Annotated in this window: 19 protein-coding genes and 6 pseudogenes; 9 read left to right on the top strand and 16 right to left on the bottom strand. The window is 69.2% G+C overall.

Going from position 1 to position 22,466, the window contains the following annotated elements; translation table 11 throughout:
* Positions 1-147: 147 nt before the first annotated feature.
* From ACFYT4_RS28440 to ACFYT4_RS28425, 4 genes and pseudogenes are all read left to right on the top strand, one after another.
* Positions 148-1,347, top strand: a complete 1,200-nt coding sequence (locus tag ACFYT4_RS28440; RefSeq protein WP_389274985.1) for a CaiB/BaiF CoA transferase family protein — start codon at positions 148-150, stop codon at positions 1,345-1,347.
* Positions 1,348-1,403: 56 nt separating this feature from the next.
* Positions 1,404-2,570, top strand: a complete 1,167-nt coding sequence (locus ACFYT4_RS28435) for an acyl-CoA dehydrogenase family protein (protein ID WP_389274982.1) — start codon at positions 1,404-1,406, stop codon at positions 2,568-2,570.
* Positions 2,571-2,617: 47 nt separating this feature from the next.
* A pseudogene (locus tag ACFYT4_RS28430) lies at positions 2,618-3,178 on the top strand (electron transfer flavoprotein subunit beta/FixA family protein); the annotation flags it as partial.
* Positions 3,179-3,211: 33 nt separating this feature from the next.
* A complete protein-coding gene (locus ACFYT4_RS28425) occupies positions 3,212-3,586 on the top strand; it encodes an electron transfer flavoprotein subunit alpha/FixB family protein (protein ID WP_389275151.1) in 375 nt (124 codons plus the stop codon).
* Between the two features lie 306 nt (positions 3,587-3,892).
* Here ACFYT4_RS28425 and ACFYT4_RS28420 read toward each other — a convergent pair whose 3' ends face one another.
* From ACFYT4_RS28420 to ACFYT4_RS28410, 3 genes are all read right to left on the bottom strand, one after another.
* Entirely contained in the window at positions 3,893-4,678 is a 786-nt protein-coding gene (locus ACFYT4_RS28420) for a crotonase/enoyl-CoA hydratase family protein (protein ID WP_389274979.1), read from the bottom strand.
* 225 nt (positions 4,679-4,903) lie between these two features.
* Positions 4,904-6,124, bottom strand: a complete 1,221-nt coding sequence (locus ACFYT4_RS28415; protein WP_389274976.1) for a CaiB/BaiF CoA transferase family protein — start codon at positions 6,122-6,124, stop codon at positions 4,904-4,906.
* Between the two features lie 187 nt (positions 6,125-6,311).
* Positions 6,312-7,595 (bottom strand): acyl-CoA dehydrogenase family protein, encoded by a 1,284-nt coding sequence (locus ACFYT4_RS28410; RefSeq protein WP_389274973.1) that lies wholly within the window; start codon positions 7,593-7,595, stop codon positions 6,312-6,314.
* A 309-nt stretch (positions 7,596-7,904) separates the two neighbouring features.
* Here ACFYT4_RS28410 and ACFYT4_RS28405 point away from each other — a divergent pair, with 309 nt between their 5' ends.
* Positions 7,905-9,170 (top strand): PucR family transcriptional regulator, encoded by a 1,266-nt coding sequence (locus ACFYT4_RS28405; protein ID WP_389274970.1) that lies wholly within the window; start codon positions 7,905-7,907, stop codon positions 9,168-9,170.
* Between the two features lie 73 nt (positions 9,171-9,243).
* Here the strand turns inward: ACFYT4_RS28405 and ACFYT4_RS28400 are convergent, their stop codons facing one another.
* From ACFYT4_RS28400 to ACFYT4_RS28390, 3 genes are all read right to left on the bottom strand, one after another.
* The gene (locus ACFYT4_RS28400; protein WP_389274967.1) at positions 9,244-10,749 is read right to left on the bottom strand and encodes a long-chain fatty acid--CoA ligase; all 1,506 of its coding nucleotides are present in this window, start codon (positions 10,747-10,749) and stop codon (positions 9,244-9,246) included.
* A gap of 456 nt (positions 10,750-11,205) precedes the next feature.
* A complete protein-coding gene (locus ACFYT4_RS28395; RefSeq protein WP_389274964.1) occupies positions 11,206-12,099 on the bottom strand; it encodes a 3-hydroxyacyl-CoA dehydrogenase in 894 nt (297 codons plus the stop codon).
* A gap of 42 nt (positions 12,100-12,141) precedes the next feature.
* Positions 12,142-13,110, bottom strand: coding sequence for a 3-hydroxyacyl-CoA dehydrogenase NAD-binding domain-containing protein (locus ACFYT4_RS28390; RefSeq protein ID WP_389274961.1), 969 nt, complete (start codon positions 13,108-13,110; stop codon positions 12,142-12,144).
* A gap of 655 nt (positions 13,111-13,765) precedes the next feature.
* Here ACFYT4_RS28390 and ACFYT4_RS28385 point away from each other — a divergent pair.
* Positions 13,766-14,342, top strand: a pseudogene (locus ACFYT4_RS28385) (HNH endonuclease); the annotation flags it as partial.
* 31 nt (positions 14,343-14,373) lie between these two features.
* Positions 14,374-14,535, top strand: a pseudogene (locus ACFYT4_RS28380) (hypothetical protein); the annotation flags it as partial.
* 111 nt (positions 14,536-14,646) lie between these two features.
* On the opposite strand, the gene ACFYT4_RS28375 reads toward ACFYT4_RS28380, so the two are convergent.
* From ACFYT4_RS28375 to ACFYT4_RS28350, 6 genes and pseudogenes are all read right to left on the bottom strand, one after another.
* On the bottom strand, positions 14,647-14,880 hold the full coding sequence (locus ACFYT4_RS28375) for a hypothetical protein (RefSeq protein WP_389274958.1): 234 nt from the start codon (positions 14,878-14,880) through the stop codon (positions 14,647-14,649).
* Positions 14,877-15,026 (bottom strand): hypothetical protein, encoded by a 150-nt coding sequence (locus ACFYT4_RS28370; protein ID WP_389274955.1) that lies wholly within the window; start codon positions 15,024-15,026, stop codon positions 14,877-14,879. The genes ACFYT4_RS28375 and ACFYT4_RS28370 overlap by 4 nt, the downstream gene beginning before the upstream one ends.
* Positions 15,023-15,265 carry an aminotransferase class III-fold pyridoxal phosphate-dependent enzyme gene (locus ACFYT4_RS28365; RefSeq protein ID WP_389274953.1) on the bottom strand — a complete coding sequence of 81 codons (243 nt, stop codon included), beginning with the start codon at positions 15,263-15,265 and terminating at the stop codon, positions 15,023-15,025. The genes ACFYT4_RS28370 and ACFYT4_RS28365 overlap by 4 nt, the downstream gene beginning before the upstream one ends.
* Positions 15,266-15,318: 53 nt before the next feature.
* A pseudogene (locus ACFYT4_RS28360) lies at positions 15,319-15,525 on the bottom strand (type I methionyl aminopeptidase); the annotation flags it as partial.
* Positions 15,526-15,546: 21 nt separating this feature from the next.
* Positions 15,547-16,242, bottom strand: coding sequence for a response regulator (locus tag ACFYT4_RS28355; RefSeq protein ID WP_389274950.1), 696 nt, complete (start codon positions 16,240-16,242; stop codon positions 15,547-15,549).
* Complete coding sequence (locus tag ACFYT4_RS28350) at positions 16,239-17,468, bottom strand: sensor histidine kinase (RefSeq protein ID WP_389274948.1); 1,230 nt, start codon at positions 17,466-17,468, stop codon at positions 16,239-16,241. The genes ACFYT4_RS28355 and ACFYT4_RS28350 overlap by 4 nt, the downstream gene beginning before the upstream one ends.
* A 235-nt stretch (positions 17,469-17,703) precedes the next feature.
* On the opposite strand from ACFYT4_RS28350, the gene ACFYT4_RS28345 reads away from it, so the two are divergent.
* Positions 17,704-19,077 (top strand): tannase/feruloyl esterase family alpha/beta hydrolase, encoded by a 1,374-nt coding sequence (locus ACFYT4_RS28345; protein WP_389274945.1) that lies wholly within the window; start codon positions 17,704-17,706, stop codon positions 19,075-19,077.
* 272 nt (positions 19,078-19,349) lie between these two features.
* On the opposite strand, the gene ACFYT4_RS28340 is transcribed toward ACFYT4_RS28345, so the two are convergent.
* The 4 genes and pseudogenes from ACFYT4_RS28340 to ACFYT4_RS28325 form a co-directional block, all read right to left on the bottom strand.
* Positions 19,350-19,916 (bottom strand): transposase, encoded by a 567-nt coding sequence (locus ACFYT4_RS28340; RefSeq protein ID WP_389275148.1) that lies wholly within the window; start codon positions 19,914-19,916, stop codon positions 19,350-19,352.
* Positions 19,832-20,364: pseudogene (locus ACFYT4_RS28335) on the bottom strand (winged helix-turn-helix domain-containing protein). The gene ACFYT4_RS28340 and the pseudogene ACFYT4_RS28335 overlap by 85 nt, the downstream one beginning before the upstream one ends.
* A gap of 240 nt (positions 20,365-20,604) precedes the next feature.
* Entirely contained in the window at positions 20,605-21,831 is a 1,227-nt protein-coding gene (locus ACFYT4_RS28330; RefSeq protein ID WP_389274942.1) for an IS110 family transposase, read from the bottom strand.
* A gap of 237 nt (positions 21,832-22,068) precedes the next feature.
* A complete protein-coding gene (locus ACFYT4_RS28325) occupies positions 22,069-22,332 on the bottom strand; it encodes a DUF3703 domain-containing protein (RefSeq protein WP_389275145.1) in 264 nt (87 codons plus the stop codon).
* Between the two features lie 56 nt (positions 22,333-22,388).
* Between ACFYT4_RS28325 and ACFYT4_RS28320 the strand changes: the two are divergent.
* A pseudogene (locus ACFYT4_RS28320) lies at positions 22,389-22,466 on the top strand (GNAT family N-acetyltransferase); the annotation flags it as partial.

Below are 22,466 nucleotides of genomic sequence, written 5' to 3'. Positions count from 1 at the left end.
TATCCGCGCCGCGCATGGAGGTATCAGGAATTGGCATTTCACACGTCCTGGCATGTGTGTTCATGATGGTACCCCCGAGTGCACCAGGCTCCGCTGCGCAGACTCGCGCAGGTACGCGATGCCGCGCCACCGCCCAGGAGGTCGCACATGACCGAGACACCCCGAGAGCTTCCGCTTTCCGGCCTGACCGTCGTCAGCGTCGAACAGGCGGTGGCGGCGCCCTTCGCCACCCGCCAACTGGCCGATCTCGGTGCCCGGATCATCAAGGTGGAGCGGCCGGGAGGCGGCGACTTCGCCCGCCGGTACGACACCACGGTCCACGGGGAGTCCAGCTACTTCGTCTGGCTCAACCGGTCGAAGGAGTCCATGACGCTCGACCTCAAGTCGGACCGGGGGCGGGAGATTCTGGAACGGCTGCTCGCCGGGGCGGATGTGTTCGTACAGAATCTGGCCCCCGGGGCGACCCGCAGGATGGGGCTGGGCGCGGATGTGCTCGCCGAGCGCTTCCCGGCCCTCATCCCGTGCTCCATCTCCGGGTACGGATCCAGTGGGCCGTGGGCGGACCGCAAGGCATACGACCTGCTGGTGCAGTGCCAGACCGGCTTGGTCTCCCTGACGGGTACTCCTCGTGAGCCTGCCCGTGTGGGAATCTCCATCGCCGACATCGCCGCGGGTATGTACGCCTACTCAGGCATTCTCACCGCTCTGTACACACGTGCCGTCACCGGTGTCGCCCGCGCCGTGGAAGTGTCGTTGTTCGAGGCGCTCGCCGAATGGATGAGTCAGCCCTCCTACTACACCCGCCACGGCGGCACCCAGCCCCCGCGCGTGGGAACCCAGCACGCCACGATCGCCCCCTATGGCGCGTACACCACGGCCGACGGCAAGGACGTGCTGTTCTCCATCCAGAACGAGCGTGAATGGACCGCGCTGTGCGAACAGTTCCTCCTGCGTCCCGACCTGGTCACGGACCCGCGCTTCGCCACCGGATCCGACCGGGTGGCTCACCGCCGGGAGCTCAACGAGATCGTGGCCGAACGGTTCGGCAGATCGGACAGCGGTGAAGTGATGCGACTGCTGGACGCATCAGGCATCGCGAACGCCGGAGTGAACGACGTCGAGGACTTCCTGGCACACCCCGTCCTCAGTGCCCGCAATCGCTGGACGGACATCGGGATTCCGGGAGGCACGACGGTGCCGGCGCTGCTCCCGCCGGTGGACCTGGCCGGAAGCGACGCCCGCATGGGGGCCGTACCCGCCGTTGGCGAGCACACCGAGACGATCCTGTCCGAGCTGGGATACGACGGACCCGAGATCGACAGGCTGCGAAGCGACCACGTCACCTGAGTGCCCTTTCCACGGACATCAACAACACCCATGCGATGGAGAGGGAGCGCGACAGCATGAGCACGCTTGACGTCCTGTCCGAGGAAGACCGGTTCATCGTGCGTACGGTGCGCGAATTCGTCGACAAGGAGGTGAAGCCGGTCGTCCAGGAACTTGAGCACGCCGATACCTACCCGGGTGTGCTGATCGACCAGATGAAACAGCTCGGGATCTTCGGCCTGGCCATTCCCGAGGAATACGGTGGCACACTCGTTTCCACCTCCTGCTATGTGCTGATCACCGAAGAGCTCGCCCGCGGCTGGATGAGTCTGGCCGGCGCGATGGGCGGGCACACCGTCGTCGCAAAACTGCTGCTGCACTTCGGCACCGAGGAGCAGAAGCGCCGGTATCTGCCGCGGATGGCCAACGGCGAGATCCGGGCCACCATGGCCCTCACCGAACCCGGGGGCGGATCCGATCTGCAGGCCATGCGCACCGTCGCCCGCAGGAACGCGGACGGCTATCTCGTCAACGGGGCCAAGACGTGGATCACCAATTCCCGCCGTTCACAGCTCATCGCATTGCTGTGCAAGACGGACCCCCTGGCCACTCCACCCCACAAGGGCATTTCCATTCTCCTTGTCGAGCACGGGCCCGGTCTGACGGTCTCACGCGATCTGCCCAAACTCGGATACAAGGGAGTGGAGAGCTGCGAACTGGCCTTCGACGGGTACCAGGCGCCCGCCGACGCTCTGCTCGGGGGCGTCGAAGGCAAGGGATTCGCGCAGATGATGAAAGGACTGGAAACCGGACGGCTCCAGGTCGCCGCGCGGGCTCTGGGCGTGGGACGCGCGGCGCTGGAGGACTCGCTCGCCTACGCCCAGGTGCGCGAGTCGTTCGGGAAACCGATCTGGCAGCACCAGGCCATCGGCAACTACCTCGCCGACATGGTCACCTCACTGTCCGCGGCGCGCCAGCTCACGCTGTTCGCGGCACGGGAGGCGGACGCGGGACGCCGCGTGGACATGGAGGCCGGTATGGCAAAGCTGTTCGCCTCCGAAACGGCCATGCAGATCGCCCTCAACGCCGTCCGTATCCACGGCGGTTACGGCTACTCCACGGAGTTCGACGTCGAGCGGTACTTCCGTGACGCACCGCTGATGATCGTCGGAGAAGGCACCAACGAGATCCAGCGCAATGTGATCGCAAGCCAGCTCGTCAAACGAGGCGGACTCGACGCCTGACCCCCTCGTGAACCCTGCCACCTTCGACCACGGGAGCTGTACCCGGGATGAGAATCGTTGTCTGTGTGAAGTACGTGCCCGACGCCACCGGCGACCGGCGCTTCGCCGACGACCTGACCGTCGACCGCGACAGTGTCGACGGCCTGCTCTCGGAGCTCGACGAATACGCGGTCGAGCAGGCGCTGCGGATCGCCGAGGCGACGGACGACGCCGAGGTCACCGTGCTGACCGTCGGCCCCGAGGACGCCAAGGACGCGCTGCGCAAGGCCCTGTCCACAGGCGCCGACAAGGCCGTCCACATCGAGGACGACGATCTGCACGGCACCGACCTGATGGGCACGTCGCTGGTGCTGGCCAGGGCGATCGAGCAGACGGGCTACGACCTGGTGGTCTGCGGTATGGCCTCGACGGACGGCGCCATGGGGGTGCTCCCGGCGGTCCTGGCCGAGCGGCTCGGCGTTCCGCAGATGACCCTGCTCTCCGAACTGTCCGTCGAGAACGGCACCGTCACGGGCCGCCGTGACGGCGACACCGCCTCGGCCGCCGGCGCGGTCGAAGCGCTGAACGTCACCTTCACCGACAAGTCCACCGGCACCAGGGTCGTCTCCCGCGCCCCGCGCGAGTCGACCGGCCGCCCCGAGCTGACCGAGGCCGCGATCGTCGTCGCCGGCGGCCGAGGCGTCAACGGCGCCGAGAACTTCCAGGTGATCGAGGCGCTCGCCGACTCCCTCGGCGCGGCCGTCGGCGCCTCCCGCGCTGCCGTGGACGCAGGCTGGTACCCGCACTCCAGCCAGGTCGGCCAGACCGGCAAGTCCGTCTCCCCGCAGCTCTACATCGCCACCGGCATCTCGGGCGCGATCCAGCACCGGGCCGGCATGCAGACCTCGAAGACCATCGTCGCGATCAACAAGGACCCCGAAGCCCCGATCTTCGACCTGGCCGACTACGGCGTGATCGGCGACCTCTTCGACGTCCTCCCCCGGCTGACCGAGGAGATCGAGTCCCGCAGGAGCTGAATCGACACCGACGCCCTCTCCCGCTCTGACGACCCCGACCGCGGTCCGGCAGAGAAGGTTGCCCGGCATGCGATGGCCGACACGGCTCGTGTGCAAGCGGCCCGGGAAGCGGCGGCGGTCGTGATCGACGCGGCGACGAGCGACCCCCGAGACCACTGGCTCGCCGGCTGCCGACGCTTGCACCCGACGCTACGAGCGCACACGGACCGCCCGCAGCGTGAACATGAGCGCCACCAGGCGCGCCTCGGCGCCCGGCCGGTTGGACGGGCTGCGGTGGCGCGCCACGAGGGCCTCGCGGGGGTGCGGTCAGCGACCTTCCCAGTGGGGTGCGCGCCTTTCGGCGAAGGCGTGGGCGCCTTCCTGTGCGTCGTGGGACGCGAGGACCGGAGCGACGAGCTGATCCTGCTGGCGGAAGGCGTCCTGGTCGCCGTATGCGGTCCGCTCGTTGACGGCGCGCTTGACGGCTGCGATGGACAGTGGGGCATTGCGGGCGATGCGGTGGGCCAGTTCCACGGCCTTGGTGAGCGTCTCGCCCGGTGGGGTGAGGTGGTTGACGAGGCCGAGCTGATGAGCCCGTTCGGCGGGGAGGGGGTCGCCGGTGAGGAGGATTTCCACGGCGATGTTGCGGGGGATGCGTTCGGGCAGCCGCACGATTCCACCTTCGGGGGGAACCAGGCCGAACGTCACCTCGGTGAGGCCGAAGGTGGCGTCCTCGGCGGCCACGATCAGGTCGCAGGCGAGCGCCATCTCTGTGCCACCGCCCAGCGCCCAGCCCTCGACGGCAGCGACGAGCGGGGTGCGGAGCTGGGTTCGGGTGAGGCCTGCGAAGCCTCGCCCAGGAAGGACTGGGGTGTCTCCCTTCGCGAACGCCTTGAGGTCCATCCCCGCGCTGAAGGTGCCACCGGCACCGGTGAGGACACCGACCATCAGGTCGTCGCGGCTGTCGAGTTGGTCGAAGGCATCCGCCAGCGCCCGCGCGGTGGCGCCGTCTACAGCATTGCGTACCTTTGGCCGGTCAATGGTGATCACGAGGACGCCGTCTTGTTCTTCGGTGTGCACGGTGGGGGCGCCCGTGGTGGGTTTGGTGGTCATGGTGGGGATTCCTTGTCTTTCCCGGTCTTTCCCGCCGGTGTGGATCACCGACCGCTGACAGTGGAGGGCTTCTCGGGGCTGTTCATCGCCGGTGCCGGGTGCTGTCGGTTCGCGACCCCTGCTAGGGCGTGTATCGAAAGTAGCGCCGTCCGCCCGGAGGGCGGGGCCTGCGGCGTCCGGTGCGTGCTGGGCGTCGCAGGCCAGGCGGGACTTTCGCAACACGCCCTAGCGCGGGATCGCTCCGCCGGTACGCAGGGATTCGATGTCGTCGGCAGTGAAGCCGAGTTCTGTGAGGACCTCTTCGGTGTGCTCCCCCAGATCGGGAGCCGGGCGTGCGGGGACTTTCTGTTCCTGGTCCAGGTGCACGGGGCTGTTGAGGGTCATGTGCGGCTCGCTGCTGCCGTCCTCGATCGGCACCACGATCTGGTTGGCCAGGAGTTGGGGGTCGTGGGCGCATTCCTCGAGTGTCTGGACGACCCCGTAGGTGAGGCCCGCGGCATCGAGTACCTCGCGCCATTCGGCCAGGGGACGTGTGGCGAACCGTTTGTCCAGCAGAGTGACGATGTCGGCGGCGTGGGCGCGTCGGCTGGCGGTGTCGTGGCACCGGGGATCACCGGCGGCCTCGGGGTGGCCGATGGCCGTGAGGAAGAGGGGTACTTGCTTGTCTTCGTTGGCGAAGGCCAGCAGGATCCAGCGGTCGTCCGCGGTGCGGTACACATTGGCCAGGGCGTTGGGCGGGTCGGAGCGGTCGACGGGGCGGGGTGGTTTCGCACCGAGCAGGGCGGCCTGCAGCCACATCCCGGCGGCCCAGGCGCCTTCCGCGATCAGGGACGCGCTGACGCGTGCGCCCTGGCCGGTCTTCTCGCGTCGGTACAGGGCGGTCATGATCCCGGCGAACAGTGTGATCCCCGTGGGGTGGTCGCCCGAGCCGAACGCGCTGATGGCCGGGGCCGCGTCGCGCTGGTGAGTGAAGTCCATCAGACCGCTGCGTGCCCAGAATGACGTGACATCGAAGCCGGGCAGGTGCGCGTCCGGGCCCTGCTCGCCGAAGCCGGTGACGTCGGCGTAGACCAGCCGGGGATTGAGGGAGGCAAGATTGTCGTAGTCCAGGCCGAGCTTGTCCCGGGTGCGAGGCGGGAAGTTGGTGACCAGGACGTCGGCCCACCGCACCAGTCGCTCGAGTACAGACCGGGCGTCGGAGGATTTCAGGTTGAGCTCGATGCTGCGCTTGTTGCGGTTGTCCAGCTGCCAGGGGTAGTTGACCCCTTCGACCTGGGGATTGGGGGGTATCCGGCTGAGGCCACGGTAGCTGTCGCCGGTGCGCGGCGGTTCGACCTTGACGACATCGGCGCCGAAGTCGCCGAGCACGGTGGCCGCGGCCGGCCCGGCGATGAAGCTGGCGATATCGACGACGTGCAGTCCCTCCAGCAAGGGCGTGTTCTCCATGACAGGGTCCTCTTCCGCGGGATGATCGGCGGACATGTGGGTGTCCTCCTCGCCGGCGCTGCCTGCACGCGGGCCGCTGTGGGGGATGTACGGCAGGCGGCGCAGCGGCAAAGCGGGTACTGACCGCGGCCGGTCCCGCGGTCGCAGGGCTCGGCGTTGTGCGGCGCGGCTGCGACGCGCACCGGCATTAGTGGTGGCCGTTGGGGGCCATGGGCACGAAGGCGCTGTATCCGGTGATGTCGCGGCCGACGATCAGTGCCTGCACCGTGTCGGTGCCCTCGTAGGTGTCGATGGCCTCGATGTCACAGAGGTGCCGGGCCACGTGGTAGTCGAGCAGGATGCCGTTGCCGCCGAGCAGGTCGCGAGCGTCGGAGAGGATGGCGCTCGCACGTTCCGTGTAGTGCATCTTGGCCAGCGCGACGCGCGGCATCGAATACTTGCCTTCGTCCATGAGCTGACTGAGCCGGTACTGCATGCACACCATGTCGGTGATGTCCGCCAGCATCCGTGCCAGCCGGTACTGGACGAGCTGGTAGGCGGCCAGCGGTATGCCGAACTGCTTGCGTTGCTTGGCGTAGGCCAGCGCGGTCTCGTAGCCCGCGACGGCGGCTCCGATCGCTTCCCAGGCGACGCAGAAGCGCGAGGCCAGCAGGACTTTCTCGGTGTCGCGGAAGGTGTGGACGTTCGCCAGCCGGTTCTCGGCGGGCACGCGGACGTCGGTGAGGGAGATCTGCGCGTTCTGCACGCAGCGCAGCGCCGTCTTGCCGGTGATCACCTCGGCCTCGTACCCCGGGGTGCCCTTCTCGACGACGTAACCGCCCACGTGGCCGTCGTCACCGCGGGCCCAGACGATCACGTAGTCGGCGAAGGTCGCGTTGCCGATCCAGCGCTTGTGGCCGTTGAGTACGTACGAGTCGCCGTCCCTGTGCGCGGTCGTCTCCAGTTTGACCACGTCCGTGCCGTGGGCCGGCTCGGTCAGACCGAAGGCGCCGATCTTCTCGAGGCGCGCCATCGGCGGCAGGAAGCGCTGCTTCTGCTCCTCCGAGCCCAGCAGCGCGATCGACATCATGGCCAGCGCCGAGTGCACTCCCATGAACGTGGACATGCTCAGATCACCGCGGGCCAGCTCCATGATCACCACGCCGGCCGTCACGTTGCTCATTCCGGGCGAGCCGTAGCCGGGCACCTGGAAACCCGCAATGTCCAGCTGGGCCAGCTTGGGGACCAGTTCGTGCGGGAACTCCGCGCGCTCCCAGTAGGGGTTGATGACGGGGATGACTTCCTGGTCCATGAACTCACGCACGCGCTGACGCAGTGCCTGCTGGTCATCCGTGAGCAGCTCGCTCAGCAGGTAGTAGTCCGTGTACTCGGGACCACCCAGCACAGGGGGCTGGATGACCGGATGCCCGTTTCCGGGGCCGACGGTGGTGACGTCGACGGGCGTCATCGTGTCCTGGCTTTTTGCGTTCATCCGTCCGACGCTCCTTTTTCCTCGGCTTTTCTCGACCTCGGTTCGATACGCCCCCATGGGACGACGCTAGGGGCCGGACGGAGAGAAATCATCGGACGCAGAGTATGAACTTTCCGAAGGAGTTCGTACCCGCGACCCGATATACTCGGGGTGACTACCCAAGCACAGATAGGCGTGCGGCGCGAAAGGTGGGTAACTGTCCGTCAACCTGTGGCGCATGGGTGCCCCCTCCGCTGCAGGAGCCGGCTTCTGGAGATCCTCCGGGTGCGCTGGATGGCGTGGCCGAGACGGTCGCGATAGCGTGACGACATGGCTGTGGGCAGCATCGAAGCAGCAAAATGCCTGTCCGTCGTGGCGTCGAACGTTGCGGTGCGCATGCCGGAAGTCAGCCAGGACGTGTGGGAGCTCGTGATTTCCGAAATACCGGAACTGAGAGGCGACGGAATAATCGTCAGCACTCTCAGAGCGAGCGTCGAGGAGAATATCGCCACATTGCTGCACGGTTTTGAGAACGACATGCCGCTGGGAAATGTAGAGGGACCTGCGGCTGCATTGGATTATGCGCGACGGCTGGCTCAGCGCAATGTTCCCATCAGCTCGCTCATCCGGTCCTACCGGCTCGGCCACTGCCGCTTCCTGCAGTGGTGCCTGGACGAGCTCCGCCGTCAGGGACCCGATGAGGATGTCTGCACGGCTACCGCACGCCTCATGCTGGAGTTGAGTTTCGAGTACATCGACCGCGTCAGCGAGCGGGTCATCGAGGTCTACCAGTTGGAACGGGACCATTGGCTGCAGGGCCAGACCGCTGTGCGCGCCATACGTGTGCGAGAGGTCCTGGCCGAAAAGCACGTGGACGCCGACTCGGCGGAATCAGCCCTCGACTACCGTATACGTCAACATCATCACGTGGGGTTGATCCTCTGGCTGCCCCGGCGGCCCCTTGGCGGTGAAGGTCTCGCCCGGCTCGACCGGCTGACACGCCGGATCGCCGCGGAACTCAACTGCTGTGCCAACCCGCTGTTCGCCGCCCGGGAAGAAACCCTGGCCTGGGCCTGGCTGCCCTTCCGCTCGCGCCGGGACCTTTCCTGGGACGTGCTGGCGAGTGCGATCGAGGACGGCGACCCCATGGCGAGGGCGGCCGTGGGGGACGTGGAACCCGGCGTCGAAGGCTTCCGCCGCACTCATCGCCAGGCTGTCCGCGCGCAGGAACTGGCCATGGCCGCAGGTCCCGGAGCCAGGGTCACCGCTTACGCCCAGGTCGCCCCGATCGCATTGATGTGCACGAACATGGACGACACCCGCGCCTGGGTGTGGAGCGTGCTGGGTGCCCTGGCCGTCGACGACGAACACTGCGCACGACTCCGGGAGACCTTGCAGACCTTCCTCGCCACCGGCTGCAGCTACACCGCCACCGCCAGCCAGCAGATTCTGCACAGGAACACCGTGCAATACCGCATTCGAAAAGCCGAGCAAACCCTAGGGCGTCCACTGCAGGAACGGCGCCGCGATCTGGAGATGGCGCTGCTCGCCGTTCAGTACCTCGGCCCGTCCGTCCTGCGAACGAACCCCTCCTGACGGTACACCGACCGCACATCCTGGCGACCCCGCCGGCTGCATGAGCAGATGCCCACAACCTCGCCCCGCGGCGTCAGCTCGGCGCTTGCCCGGCGGCCGGCGGGACGATCTCCCGCTTGAGGATCTTGCCGGTCGGCCCTTTCGGCAGCACGTCCACGATCCATACCTTCCGCGGATATTCGTACGCGGCGACCTGGCGCTTGACGTAATCGCGCAGTTCCTGGGCTGTGGCAGCGGCGCCTGGCTTGAGAACGACGGCTGCGCCGATCTCTTCGCCGAGATCCGGATTGGGCAGGCCGATGACCGCGGCATCGGCCACCGCCGGATGCTCGTACAGCACGTCTTCAACCTCGCGCGGGTACACGTTGTACCCGCCACGAATGATCAGATCCTTCTGCCGGCCGACGATCCAGAAGTACCCGTCCGGGTCGACCCGGGCGAGGTCTCCGGTGTGGAACCAGCCGTTGCGGATCGCGGCGGACGTGGCCTCGGGACGCTGCCAGTACCCCTTCATCACGTTGTGACCGCGGATCACGATCTCGCCGGTCTCGCCCTGCGGCACCTCGTTGCCGCTGTCGTCGACGACCCGCATCTGCACGCCAGGGATCGGGGTGCCGATCGAGCCGGGCTTGCGCGGGGCGTCCACGCGGCTGAACGAGGCGACCGGCGAGGTCTCCGACAGCCCGTACCCTTCGAGCACGACGCAATCGAACGCGGCCTCGAAGGAACGCAGCACCCCGACCGGAATGGCCGCGCCACCGGAGACGGCCAGCCGGAGCCGGGAGACGTCATAGGCGTCCCGGTCCGGCGGCTGCAACAGCCTGCTGAAGATCGTCGGCACCCCGGCGAAGACCGTCACCCCGTGCTCGGCCAGCATCTGCAGCGCCTGCCCGGCGTCGAAGCGCGGTAGCAATGTCAGACACGCGCCGGAGGCGACGGTGGCGTTGAGCGTGCAGCTCTGCCCGAACGCGTGGAACAGAGGGAGCCCACCGAAGATCACGTCGTCCGAGGTGAGATGAAGCAACTCGGCCGCCACGACGTCGCAGTTTCGGGTGAGGTTGGCGTGGGTCAGTTCCGCGCCCTTCGGCTCACCGGTCGTCCCCGATGTGTAGAGGATCACCGCGGTGTCGTCCTCGCGCCTCTCGATCACGCCCTCAGCGAGTGGGGCGGAGGCGAGCAGCGCGTCGAATCCACCGGGATCGACGACCACCGCATCGGCCTCGGCCTGCTGTGCGCCGGTGCGTACCTCGTCGGGGAAGGCGGGCCGGGCGAACAGCAGCCGGGCGCCCGAGTCACCGAGGTAGTAGGCGACCTCCCGGGCCTTGAGCAGGGGGTTCATCGGAACGACGACGCCGCCGACCCGGAGCACGCCGAAGTAGGCGATGGCAAAATCCGGACTGTTGGGCAGCATGATCGCGACTTGGTCGCCTGGTTTGACGCCGCGGTCCCGGAGCAGTCCCGCCATGCGGGCACTGACCTGGTCAAGCGCGTGATACGAGAGGATGTCGTCCCCCAGACGCAGCGCGGCGCGGTCCGGGCGGGCGCTGGCGCTTCGCCCGACGTTCGACGCGAGGTTCATGGCAGGGCCACCCTTCAGCATGCTCGCCTTCGTCGGCTGCGTAGCCTCAGCAGGAGCAGGAACTCGCCCGCGCCGCCCTCATGCTCGGCGGAACCCGGAAGTGATCGCCGTCGAGATCACCTCATTGGTTGCGGCTTGCGCTCCGCGGCCTTCTCCATGGCGACATCGGCGTCCCCAGCGGTGTGTGGTCTCCCTGACGCCCGGGCGGAGCCAACACCTCGCCCGGGATGTGCGCCCGGGCCGTCGGACTCTCGAGCGATCGCCGACCGAATCCCCAAGCATGCACCGCTTGCCTGCACGAAGGCTCCGCTGTCCATTCTGCCGCACCACACGGGTGCCGCATCTCAGGTCTCACCGTCACGTCGGGTGCAATGTGCGGTGACGCCCGCCACGGGGCTGCCCCACGACGCAAGCAGCAGCAGCAGCAGCCCGACACCACCACCACCGTCGCTGAAATCACGTGGGAATCACGGCATGGGCGATCCCCGTGAGGTTGCCCTGCGCGATGAGGATCTCCCGCCGGTTCGATCCGTCGAGATCCGCCGCGTAGACGGTCCCGGCCATGTCGGTCACGAACATGCGGCCGCCGTCCAGATCGAGAGCGATGCCGATGCCTTCCATCAGATGGGTCCACAAGATCTCGGGCTCTCGCTGTCCGTCCGGCGGATCCATCGGCGTGCGGTTCACGGAGTTGCCTCGCGGCGGGTCCCCTCGGTCGGTCCAGTACAGCGTGCGCTCAGCGAGGTCGAGCTGCAGATCGATCGGCTCCGGCAGCCCCTGGAGCAGCACCTCGATGTCGCTGCGGTCGGCAGCAGATTCGCCGGCGGGAAGGTCGATTGCGGCCCGCAGGATCTTCCCCAGTCCCGCATCGCTCGGGCCCTTCTGTGTCCAGTACAAGTGCCCGCCACCAGGGTCGACGGCGACTCCGACGCACCATCGGGTCTGGTCGCGGCTGTCGTCGTCTCCCTGCCCTGTCTGCACGAGGGTCTCTACGTTCGACCCATCGAGGTCGCAGCGCATGACGCGCATCCCTTCGCGATCGCCCCAGTACAGCTTCTTGCCGGCGGCCTCGAAGTGCAGCTGCTTCGGCGTGTGCGTTCCGCCGCTGGGAACGATCGTCGTCCTATCGCTTCCGTCCAGGTCGACGCGCTCGATCGAGCCGTCGTTCACCGGCGGAGACCCCATGTTCGTCCAGTAGATGTGACCTGCCCCGACATCGACGGCCACACCATCCGGGTACCTGCATCCGGTGACGATGACCTTCTTGTCGGAACCGTCGGGGTTCACACGGAACACGCGGCCGTCACCGCTGAGTTCCAGCACGAACAGTCTTTCCTGCCGCTGTGTCACCGTCTCTCCTCTCGGGTGAGAACCCAGTGCACGGGTGCCGTCTCATGCCGACCGGCCGGCTGTGCCGCTGTGCGGGCCGGATGCGGCGCGCACAGCCAGCAGACTGAGCAGCATCGCGTCACGCTGGGCGGCCAGTTCGTCGACCGAGTGGCCGTTCACCTCTTCCAGGACACCGTCGACGATCCTCTCTCTGAGTTCGGGTGTGAGCTCCGGGGTGCCCAGGTCCTGCCACATCCCGGTCAATCGAGGCATGAGGGTGTCCATGAAGTGCTGGATACCGCCCTCGCCGCCGCCGAGATGCCACAGCAGATTGGGTCCCATGACACCCCACCTGAGTCCTGGACCCCAGGACACCGCGTCGTCGGAGTCCGCGACGTCGAGCACACCCTGCTCGATCAGGTGGACGACCTCCCGATACAGCGCGGCCTGGAGACGGTTGGCGACGTGCCCGGGGAGCTCCCTCTTGAGGTGAATCGGCTTCTTGCCGATCGCGGCGTAGAAGGACATTGCGTCCCGGATCGTCTCCGGGGCGGTCTTCGTTCCGCCGACGACTTCGACCAGCGGGATGATGTGCGGCGGGTTGAAGGGGTGCCCGATGAGGGTGCGCTCCGGACGCCGGCACTCCGCTTGGATGACACTCATCGTGATGCCCGACGAACTCGACGCGATGATCGAGTCCGGCGGTGTCGTCTCGTCGATGTCGGCGAACAGCTTGACCTTCAGCTCCGGGCGCTCCGGCGCGTTCTCCTGCACGAAATCGGCGTCCGCGACGGCCTGTCGCATATCGGCGGTGAACCTCAGGCGATCGGGTGAGGTTCCGGGTTCGGCTCCGAGCGTGGCTGCCGACTCCCAGGCTGCGTCTACGTACGACCTGAGGGCCTTCTCCGCAGCCGGGGCAGGGTCGGTTGCTGTGACGTCGAAGCCACGAGCGAGAAAATGCGTCGCCCAGCTCGCTCCGATGGTGCCGGTGCCGACGATCGCTACGCGATGGACTGGTTTGTACGCGTTCATGGCTGGTGGTTGCTCCTGGTTGTGTGGTGCCTGTGGGCAAGGGCAATCACGGCCAGGCGGTCGGTGGTCAGGACGACTCGGCCGTGCTGTCGGTCGCCCAGGGAAAATCCCCGTTCACTTGCACTGCGGCGCTCCCTTCCCCTCCCACGCGGTGGGTACATGCGGCCGGGGTCCGTCCCGCGCTCCGTTGCCCCTGGTGCAGGCGTCTGCCCTAGCGCGAGACCACTCGCATGAGGTTCGCCATCGGCGGTCCATCCCGACTCGTCGGCTCCGTTCCAGGATGCGGCGCTTGCCCGTCCAGGGCATCTCGGGGACCACCGAGGAGCCGCTTCTCCCATCACATTCCGACGTCGGGTCGTGCCGGCCCGGACGGCCTGCGAGGCACGGGCGGCGCTCGCGCCAGCCCCACGCCGCCTGCACGCGGGCCGCCGTGGTCTGTAACGCTCGACGGGATGGAGTGGTGCGTGGGCGGCGGCCGCGACCACCCTCCGCCGACCGGCCACGCAGTCCCCCGCGCCTCCACAGGTGATGCGGTGCGTGAGCCCGCACTCGCCCAGGGGACTCCCGTTCGCGCAGGCACCCGTTGCGGTGGGGTCCCGCCGCTCCACTCCCCCGCCCAACACCGCGCTGCTGTCTCTGCCATGTCATCACCATCATGAAGCGTGCCTTCGTCGCCGCGGCCGTCCCCGCCTTGTCGCTCACTCTCACCGCTCCCGCCCACGCCGCCGCCTCTCCGACCGCGCCCGCAGAGCAGTCCGCTCGCATCGGAGTTGGGGCGGGCCTCCTCGATGTGGCCGTCGAGGACCGCACGGGCTGCACCCGGGACTCCTTCAAGCACTGGAACGCCGGGCTGAACCCGACCGACGGCTGCCACAACCGCAACGAAGTGCTGATCCCGGAGGCCGTCCAAGCGCCGACGGTGGGCGTCCAGTGTGGGCTGAGCGGCGGACCTGGTGGTCGTACTTCAACGACACCGCCGTGAAATCGGCCTCCTCGGTCGACATCGACCACATGGTCCGCTCGCCGAGGCGTGGGACTCCGGCGCGTACGGCTGGACGGCGGCGCGCCGCAAGGCGTACGCCAACGACCAGGGTCAGGCCGGCAGCCTCGTGGCCGTGAGCGCGCGGTCCAACCGCTCGAAGGCCGACCGGGACCCCTCCGAGTGGCTGCCGCCCGCACCCGACGCCCTGTGCCGCTACCTCTCCGAGTGGCCGGCCACCGAACTCCGCTGGACCGAGGGGACACTCCCGCGCAACCTCGCCCGACGAGGTCGCGCCGGAGTTCGCCATCGAGGTCGCGGTCAAGAGCGGCCAGCTGGTGAGCGTCCTCACCGAAGCGGGGGGTAAGGCCACGCTCAGGGCGACGGTCACCTGGCGCAAGGACGAACGCCCGCAGGCCACGGTGGCGCCGGTACCGGGAGCGTGATCCCGCGGCACGGGACGCGAGGGCACTCCTGGCAGTGAGACGACCGGATCCGCCGGTCGCGGCACGCTCGCGGGCCCGGACCGGCGGATTGACGACAGGGCCCGGGCTGGATCAGGCGTTCAGCACCGAGTCGCTCACGTTGGTGAGCACGTCCCCGAGCACGGCCAAGGCCTCCTCCGTCTCGTCCCCGGTGACGGTCATCGGCGGGGTGACCCGGATGACGTTGCCCAGCAGGCCGCCCCTGCCGACCAGTAGTCCGCGCTCACGCGCCCGCTCCAGGACGGCGCCGGTCGCCTCCGGATGGGGTTCCTTGGTACCGGGACGGACCAGTTCCACCCCGATCATGAGTCCCGTACCGCGTGCGCCCCCACCAGCGGACAGCCGTCCGCGATGGCGCGCAGCCCGGTCAGCAGCCGCTCGCCGACCTTGTCGGCGTTGGCCTGGTGGTCGTGCGAGAGCAGGTGGTCGAGAGTGGCGAGCCCTGCCGTCATGGCGACGGGTTGCCGCCCGCGGTGGAGATGGAGTTCGCGGTGAGACTGTCCATCAGCTCGGAGCGCGCAACGACACCGCCGACGGCGGGCCCGTCGCCGCGGCCCTTGGCGAAGGTGATCGCGTCGGGGGTCACGCCATGGGCCCCGATGCCGAGGAAGGACGCGCCGGTGCGGCCCCAGCCCGTCTGGACCTCGTCGGAGACCAGGAGGATGCCGTACTCGTCGAGCACCTCCTTCATCGCTGCGAACAAGCCGGGCGGCGGGGTCGCGAGGCCGCCCGCGCCCTGCACGGGCTCACGGAGGCGCACAGCACGGCGGGGAGAGGCATCGGCGCCCACTGCGGGTGGTAGCCGAGGAAGGGCGAACCCGCTCCGGCCCCGTCGAGGACGGCGCGGGCCGCCCGGTCCAGTTCCCGCAGGCTGACGCCGACGCCCGCCGCCTCACGCGCGGCGGTCAGCGCCTGGGCTACGAGCCGACCCGCCTCCCGCATCGCGTCCATCGATAGATCCGAGCGCTTCGTTCAGAGCAGGCCGTGGTCGCGGGCGTACAGGGCGGCCTGGGTGCGGTCGCGGAGGTTGAGGCGGCCGAGGATACGGGAGATGTGGTTCTTGACGGTGCCTTCGCTGAGGAAGAGCCGGGAGGCGATCTCCCGGTTGGTCGAGCCGTGCGCGATCAGGCGCAGCACGTCCACCTCGCGTCCGGTCAGTGCCTCGGCCGGGCCCGGGCCCTGGGGGCCGGGTGACGACTCCGGGGCGGGAGCCGCCGGACCGGGGAACGTCAGGGCAGTGGCGAGACGGGCCACCACCGAGGTGTCGAGCGGGGCGACACCGGCGTGGACGAGGCGTACGGAGCGGGCGAGTTCGGCGGAGGGGAGGTTCTTGAGCAGGTAGCCGACGGCGCCGGCCCCGAGCGCGCGGGCGACGTAGTCCTGGTCGTCGAAGGTGGTCAGCATGACGACTCGGCACGAGGGCACCCGGGTGGCGAGGACGGCGGTGGTGTCGATGCCGTCCATGCCCGGCATCCGGACGTCGACCAGGGCGACATCCGGCCGATGGACAACGGCGGCCTGGACGGCCTGCGGTCCGTCGCACGCGGCGGCGACGACGGTGATGCCCGGCTGGATGCCCAGCAGCGAGGCGATCCCCTCCCGGACGAGCTCCTGGTCGTCGACGACCAGGACGCGCACCGGCGCATCGGGATCCTCGGGGCCGGTCATCCGGAGCTCCCCGCGAGCAGCGGGCTGCGCGGGACGGTGACGGTGACCACCGCTCCGTCGGCTGCCCGGGGGTCCGAGTGGTCGTCGATGTCGACACGTCCGCCGAGGAGTTCGACCCGCTCGCGCATACCGCGGATCCCGAAGCCGGTGCCGCTCGGACGCGCGGCCGGGTCGGCGGTGAAGCCCCGCCCGTTGTCGGCGACGACCAGCCGGGCCGTGGACTCACCGTAGGCGGCTGTGACGTCGATGCGGGTCGCCCGCCCGTGCCGGTGGGCGTTGGTGAGCGCCTCCTGGGCGGTCCGGTACAGGGCGGTGAGCGATGCGGCGTCGTACCCGGCTTCGTCCCCGGTGACGTGGAGGGTCACGGTCAGGCGGTCGTCGCCGAGGTGGCGGACCAGGTCGGCGAGCGCGCGGGTGAGGGAGAAGGGCCGGGCGTCGCGCAGCGCGCTCACGGACTCGCGGACCTCCGTGAGCGCGCGCCCGGCGGACCAGCGGGCGTCCGACACCGCCTTGGCCGAGGCCCGCGGGTCGCGTTCCCGGAACGCCTCGGCCTTCTCCAACTGAATGGCGACCGCGGTGAGATGGTGCCCGAGGCTGTCGTGGATCTCCCGGGCGACCCGGTTGCGCTCGTCGGCCGTGGACAGCTCCGCCACCCGCAGGGCGTACTCGGACAGCCGCTCGTGGGAGTTCTCCAGCTCGGCCAGGACGCCCTCCAGCCGCGACCGCCCCTGCTGCTCCCGTACGGCGACGGCTGCCATCGACACCGCCAGCGCCAGCCCCAGGCCGAACATCAGCAGGTCGGAGACGTACTCCACCCGCACCCACCACCGGGGCACCCACAGCGTGTAGCCGGTGACCAGCAGGACGACGCAGCCCGCGCCGCAGGCCAGCCCCGTCCGTCGGCCGAAAACGAGGTAGGCGGTGAACGGCACCAGGACGAACAGGGCCCGCGAGACACCCGAGCCGTCCAGCACGGCCACGGCCGAGAACAGCGCGAGGCGGGCGGCCAGCAGGGCTGCCGCCGGACGGACGGGGGTGCTCGGCGACCAGCGGCGCCGTTCGACGAGTTCGAGGGCGACGAGCAGGACCAGCCCCGCCACGAAGCCCCCGGTGCGCCCGACGCGCACGGGGCCGTCCGAAACGACGGCGTGGTAAATGCCACCGGCCAGGACCGCCGTGTACAGGACGGGCGGTATCCACGGTACGGCGGTCGGCGGCGAGGCCATCCGTCCCCCCTCCAAGCAGCGCTTCGCCAGGGACGATACGGGACCGGGGCCGCTGGGTGCGGGTCTCGCGCGAAGTCTGGCCACAGGTCATGTGCCGATCGGCACGGGGGTGGCCGCGACGGGGTGCCGGATGCCGGGAGGAGTGACCGTCCGGCACTCCTCGGCATCCGGTCGCGCGGCCTACGGTCCGCCTGTCCCTGTCACCGCACCACCCATCCCAAGGAGTGTGGGAACCATGTCCCGCCCGATGTCACGACGTCGGCGCCTCCGCGTCGCCCTCGTACCCGCCCTGCTGGCGGTCGGCCTCCTCCCCGCAGCCGGGGCGAGCGCCGCCGACTCGGTCTGTGAAGGGCAGCGGCTGCGCGTCTCCGGCGCGGAGCGCCTGGTCAGCCACTGCCTGGACGACCTGACCACGGCCGGCACCCGTCCGCTCGGCCTCACCAACCCGCAGGACTACGCCCAGCTCCAGGCCCTGAACACCGTCAACCCCTCGCACGTGCCCGGCATCCAGCTCGACGGCTACTTCCCGGACACCTCCCGCACCAACACCAACAACGGCTGGAACCACGACAGCCAGTTCGTGATCCGGCTGCCCGAGCACTGGAACGGCGGCCTGGTCGTCGCCGGCCCGCCCGGCGTCCGGCGCCAGTACGCCAACGACCGGATCATCAGCGACCAGGTGCTGGCGAAGGGCTTCGCGTACGCCGCCACCGACAAGGGCAACACCGGCCCCGAGCTGTACAAGGACGGCGCGAAGCCGGGTGACGCGGTCATGGAGTGGCACCTGCGGCTCACCCAGCTGACCGTCGCCGCCAAGCAGGTGGCCGCCAGGCATTACGGCAAGCCGCCCGCCCGGACGTACGCCGCCGGCCTCTCCGCCGCCGGCTACCTGGTGCGCTGGCAGCTTGAGCGCTTCCCGCAGCTCTACTCGGGTGGCATCGACTGGAACGGCCTGCTGCTCACCCGGGACGAGCCCAACCTGCTGACCAACCTGCCCCCGGCACTGCGTGCCTTCCCCCGCTGGGAGCGGGGCGAACCCGGCGCGGCCGAGGCCATGTACGCCGAGGGGTACCCCAAGGGCTCCGAGGCCCTGTGGAAGGCCCACTACCTGAACCAGTGGGACCCGCTGCAGCGCATCTTCCGCGAGGAGTTCGACCCCGACTACGACGGCGCCACCGAGGCCGGCACGCCGTTCTGCCCCGAAGGGACGGGCGCCGGCTGCGACACCGACTACGACTACGCCTCCAGGCCCGACAGCGTCCACGACGCGGTCGGGCGGGTCTCGCTGACCGGCCGTATCACCCGGCCTCTGATCACCATCCAGGGCACCTTCGACGTCCAGCTGCCGATCACCCGGACCGGCGACGTGTACGACCGGATGGTGAAGGGCTCGGGCCGCGGCGAGCTGCACAGGTACTACCGGATCGAGAACGGCACCCACACCGACGGCTTCCACGACCTCGCGCCGAAGGCCGTCCGGCCGATGCAGTCGTGCTTCACCGCGGCCTTCGACGAGCTGGTGGCGTGGACCCGGCGCGGTGTCACCCCGCCGCCCAGCCACACCGTGCCCCTGCCCATCGGCAACGCCACCACCGGCTGCACCCTCTGAACCACCGGGCGCGCGGGCGCCAGTGCCCCCGGGGGAACCGGCGCCCGCCTGCGCCATCGGAGGAGTGGCGACCCGGTGTCCGGATCAAGGCCGATTGAGTTGTGCCCGACCTACGGTCACCACCTCGGCTCACTCCGTGCCCTGACTTCCGGGCCGCAGACCCTCCGAACAGGGAAAGTCCCCGTCCGGCGCCTGAGGACGGACCCGCGCCCACACCGCCGCGGCTGCCGCCCGCGCCCGCTGTGCCAGCCATTACTGCTGACTTCGGCTCGTTAGGGTGACGTTGGGATGTCGAGGGTGAGGCCGATGCCGGCTATGAAGCCGTCGAGGGTGGCGGGCCGGTACTGAAGTCGTTTGAGCCGGTTGCGGACGAGGGCTTCGAGCCGGTCGAGGGCGACCACGGCGAGGTTGGCCAGGCTGCGCTTGACGTGTACCCAGACCCACTCCACGGGGTTGAGGTCGGGCGAGTAGGCGGGAAGGAGAAACACCGTCAGCCACTCGTGCTCGGCGATCAGCTCACGCATGGCGTGGGAGACGTGGGTGTTGAGCCGGTCCCAGACCAGGACGATCGGGGCCTTGACGAGCTGGTGGACGCCGTCGATCAGTGCGATGAAGTCGCGCTCGCTCATACTGCGGCGTGTGCCTCCGCCCGCGGGGTGGGTGCGCAGGCGGTGGCACAGCCGGGTGCGGGAGCCGGGCCGTATCGCGATCAGTCCGGCCACCGACAACCGCCCCGAGCGGCGCCCGCCGACCGTCACCTGCGGGGTACGGCCCCGCCGTCCCCAGGTACGGCCTTGGGGCGGTCTGCGGGTGAAGCCTGCCCCGTCCTCGAAGCAGATGCAGCCCCCGCAGGCCGCCCGGGCTCTTTTACCTCCGCCCAGGTCGCCTCCTTCCACACCGCGACGGCTTCCTCGTCACGCTCTGCCACCCGCCGGACGGGAACCCGCGGGGAGAACCCGAGCCGGTGCATCAGCCTTGTCGCGCCCGAGACGCTGTAGGAGACGTGGAACTTCCGGCCGATCAGCGTAGCCACCCGCGCCGCGGTCCACACCTGGTCCTCCACCCAGCCATGCGCGGCCGGGCCCTGTTCCAGATACGCGGCGAGCTTCTCCAGGCAGCGCGGGGACAGACGGCACCGCGACCGCTCGGGCCGCGAGAGGCCAGAGCCCGCACACCGCCATCCCGCCACAGCTCGTGCCACTGGTAAGCCGACTTCCGGCTCACCCGCAGACGCCGCGCCACTTCCGACGGCTGGATCCTCTGCTCAAACAACTCAGCCGCCTGCATCCGTACCGTCTCCCGGCGCAGCTGACCCGCAGCGGTCAATCCGCCCCCGTCCGCATACCTCATACACCATGGGATACAGACAACACTCCGGGTCCATCAGGGACTTCGAGAAAGATCACCCTAACGAGCCGAAGTCAGTAAATGGGTGGTATGTCGCACGTGGCGGGCGTGGTCCAGGTTGTGGCTGCACTTTGAGACTGACCGCTGCCCGCAGGTTCAGACACTCCATGTCGTTTGAGGTCAAGCGGCGTGGGGGTGGGCGTGGTGTGACCAGGCGGTCGCTTCGTCGTAGTGGGTGCGGGTCTTGAGGCATCCGTGGAGGATGCCGACGAGCCGGTTGCCAACCTGGCGGAGGGCGGGGTTGTAGCCGGCCTCACGGGCTCGTTGCTTGTCGTAGTAGTGGCGGGCGCCGGGTGAGGCGCGCAGGGCGGCGAACGCCTGGTTCTGCAAAGCGTCGGCCAGGCGGTTGTTGCGGATGTAGCGGGACTGGACGGTGTGGCTCTTGCCGGAGGCCCGGGTGACGGGACTGGTGCCGGCGTAGTTCTTCCGGGCCTTCGCGGACGCGTAGCGGGTGGGGTCGTCTCCGAACTCGGCGAGCACCCGGGCGCCGGTGATCTCCGCGATGCCGGGCATCGAGAGGTAGATCTCAGCGTCCGGATGCGCGAGAAAATGCGCCTTCACCTGCTCCTCCAGCGCGGCGATCTGTTCGTTCAGCGCGGTGATCAGGCGTGCGTGGGCGGTGGCGGCGGCCGCGTAGGCGGCGGTGACCGGCTCGGACAGACCGAGCTGCCGCTGACGCAGGGCCGCCTGGATGGCGGCTGCTTTCGCGTCCCGGTTGCGGCGGCGATGCCGGGCCAGGACCGCGGTGATCTGGGTGCGGGTCAGCTTTGCCGCCGCCTGCGGGGTGGGTGCCTTGATCAGCAGCTCCATCGCTTCGGTGCTGGTCAGGGTCAGGTCCGCGTAGGCGTGCAGAGCGGCGGGGAAGTACTCGCGCAGCGCCGTGCGCAGGCGCTGGTAGGTGCGGGTCCGTTCCCAGATCAGGGTCTGGTGGGCGCGGGCGACGACCTTGACGGCCTGGGCCTGGTCGCTGTCCCCGGCCACCGGCCGCAACTGGGCCCGGTCGATGCGGACCATGTCAGCGAGCGCGTGGGCATCTCCTCGGTCGCTCTTGGCCCCGGAGGTTCCGTAGCGTTCTTTGAAGCGGGCGACCTGCCGTGGGTTGATCGCGTAGATCTGGTAGCCCGAGGCGATCAGGGCCTGCACCCACGACCCGCGGTCGGTCTCGATCCCGACCACCACGCCGGCCGGGTCAAGATCCCCGCCGCCGTGCCGGGCCACGAGTTCGTGCAGCCTGGCAATTCCCTCCACTCCCTCGGAAAGCTTCGCCGTGGCGAGCTTGCGGCCGGTCTCGTCCTGGAGCTCGACGTCGTGGTGTTCCTCGGCCCAGTCATCACCGATCAGCAGCAACAGACCCTCCCAGTCACGTACTTCGCACGGCGGTGCAGCCTGCGGAAGGCGCGGCGCGCGGCCTCATGGATTCAGTGCTCACGCCCCGCAGGGCGGGCACGCCACCCCATCAGCGGTCAGGCCTCCCGACCACCAGCAGGGGCACGGTCTGAACCCAGAACTCGAACGGTTCCGGCGGTGATAGTGCTCACCTGCTGGCGGCTACGGCACCGAGTCTCTCCGACCCGGTGGCTCCCATTAGGTGGTGAGGATGGCAGCGAGGTCGTCGGGCAAAGGCATGGGCTGCGTGAGGGGTACGTTGGCTCTGCCGGTGTTGCCTTCCGGATAGCGGCTGAGGGCCGATCCGGGGGCGGCGACGATGATCCGGATGACCTGACCGAGGGCCTCGCGCTGATCGCGCTGTCGCTGGGTGAGTCCGAGCATGGCGATGTGGTGGCGGATGTGGGGGCAGGGCCAGGGCTGGGATGTGGGCCCGCTCCAGGTGGTGCCACCGGTCGGCAGGGTCCGCAGCGGTGCGGGTGGGGTGGCGCGGCGGCGAGTTCCGGCAGGATGGGGGCATGACCGAGATCCGCACTCCCCGCCTCATCCTCCGCCGCTGGCACGACGACGACCTCGCCCCCATGGCGGACATCAAC

This window comes from Streptomyces sp. NPDC004609 (genome assembly GCF_042873655.1).
Taxonomy (GTDB): Bacteria; Actinomycetota; Actinomycetes; order Streptomycetales; family Streptomycetaceae; genus Streptomyces.
Note: the sequence above shows the minus strand (reverse complement) of the source record. Positions and strands in the feature narration are given on the sequence as shown.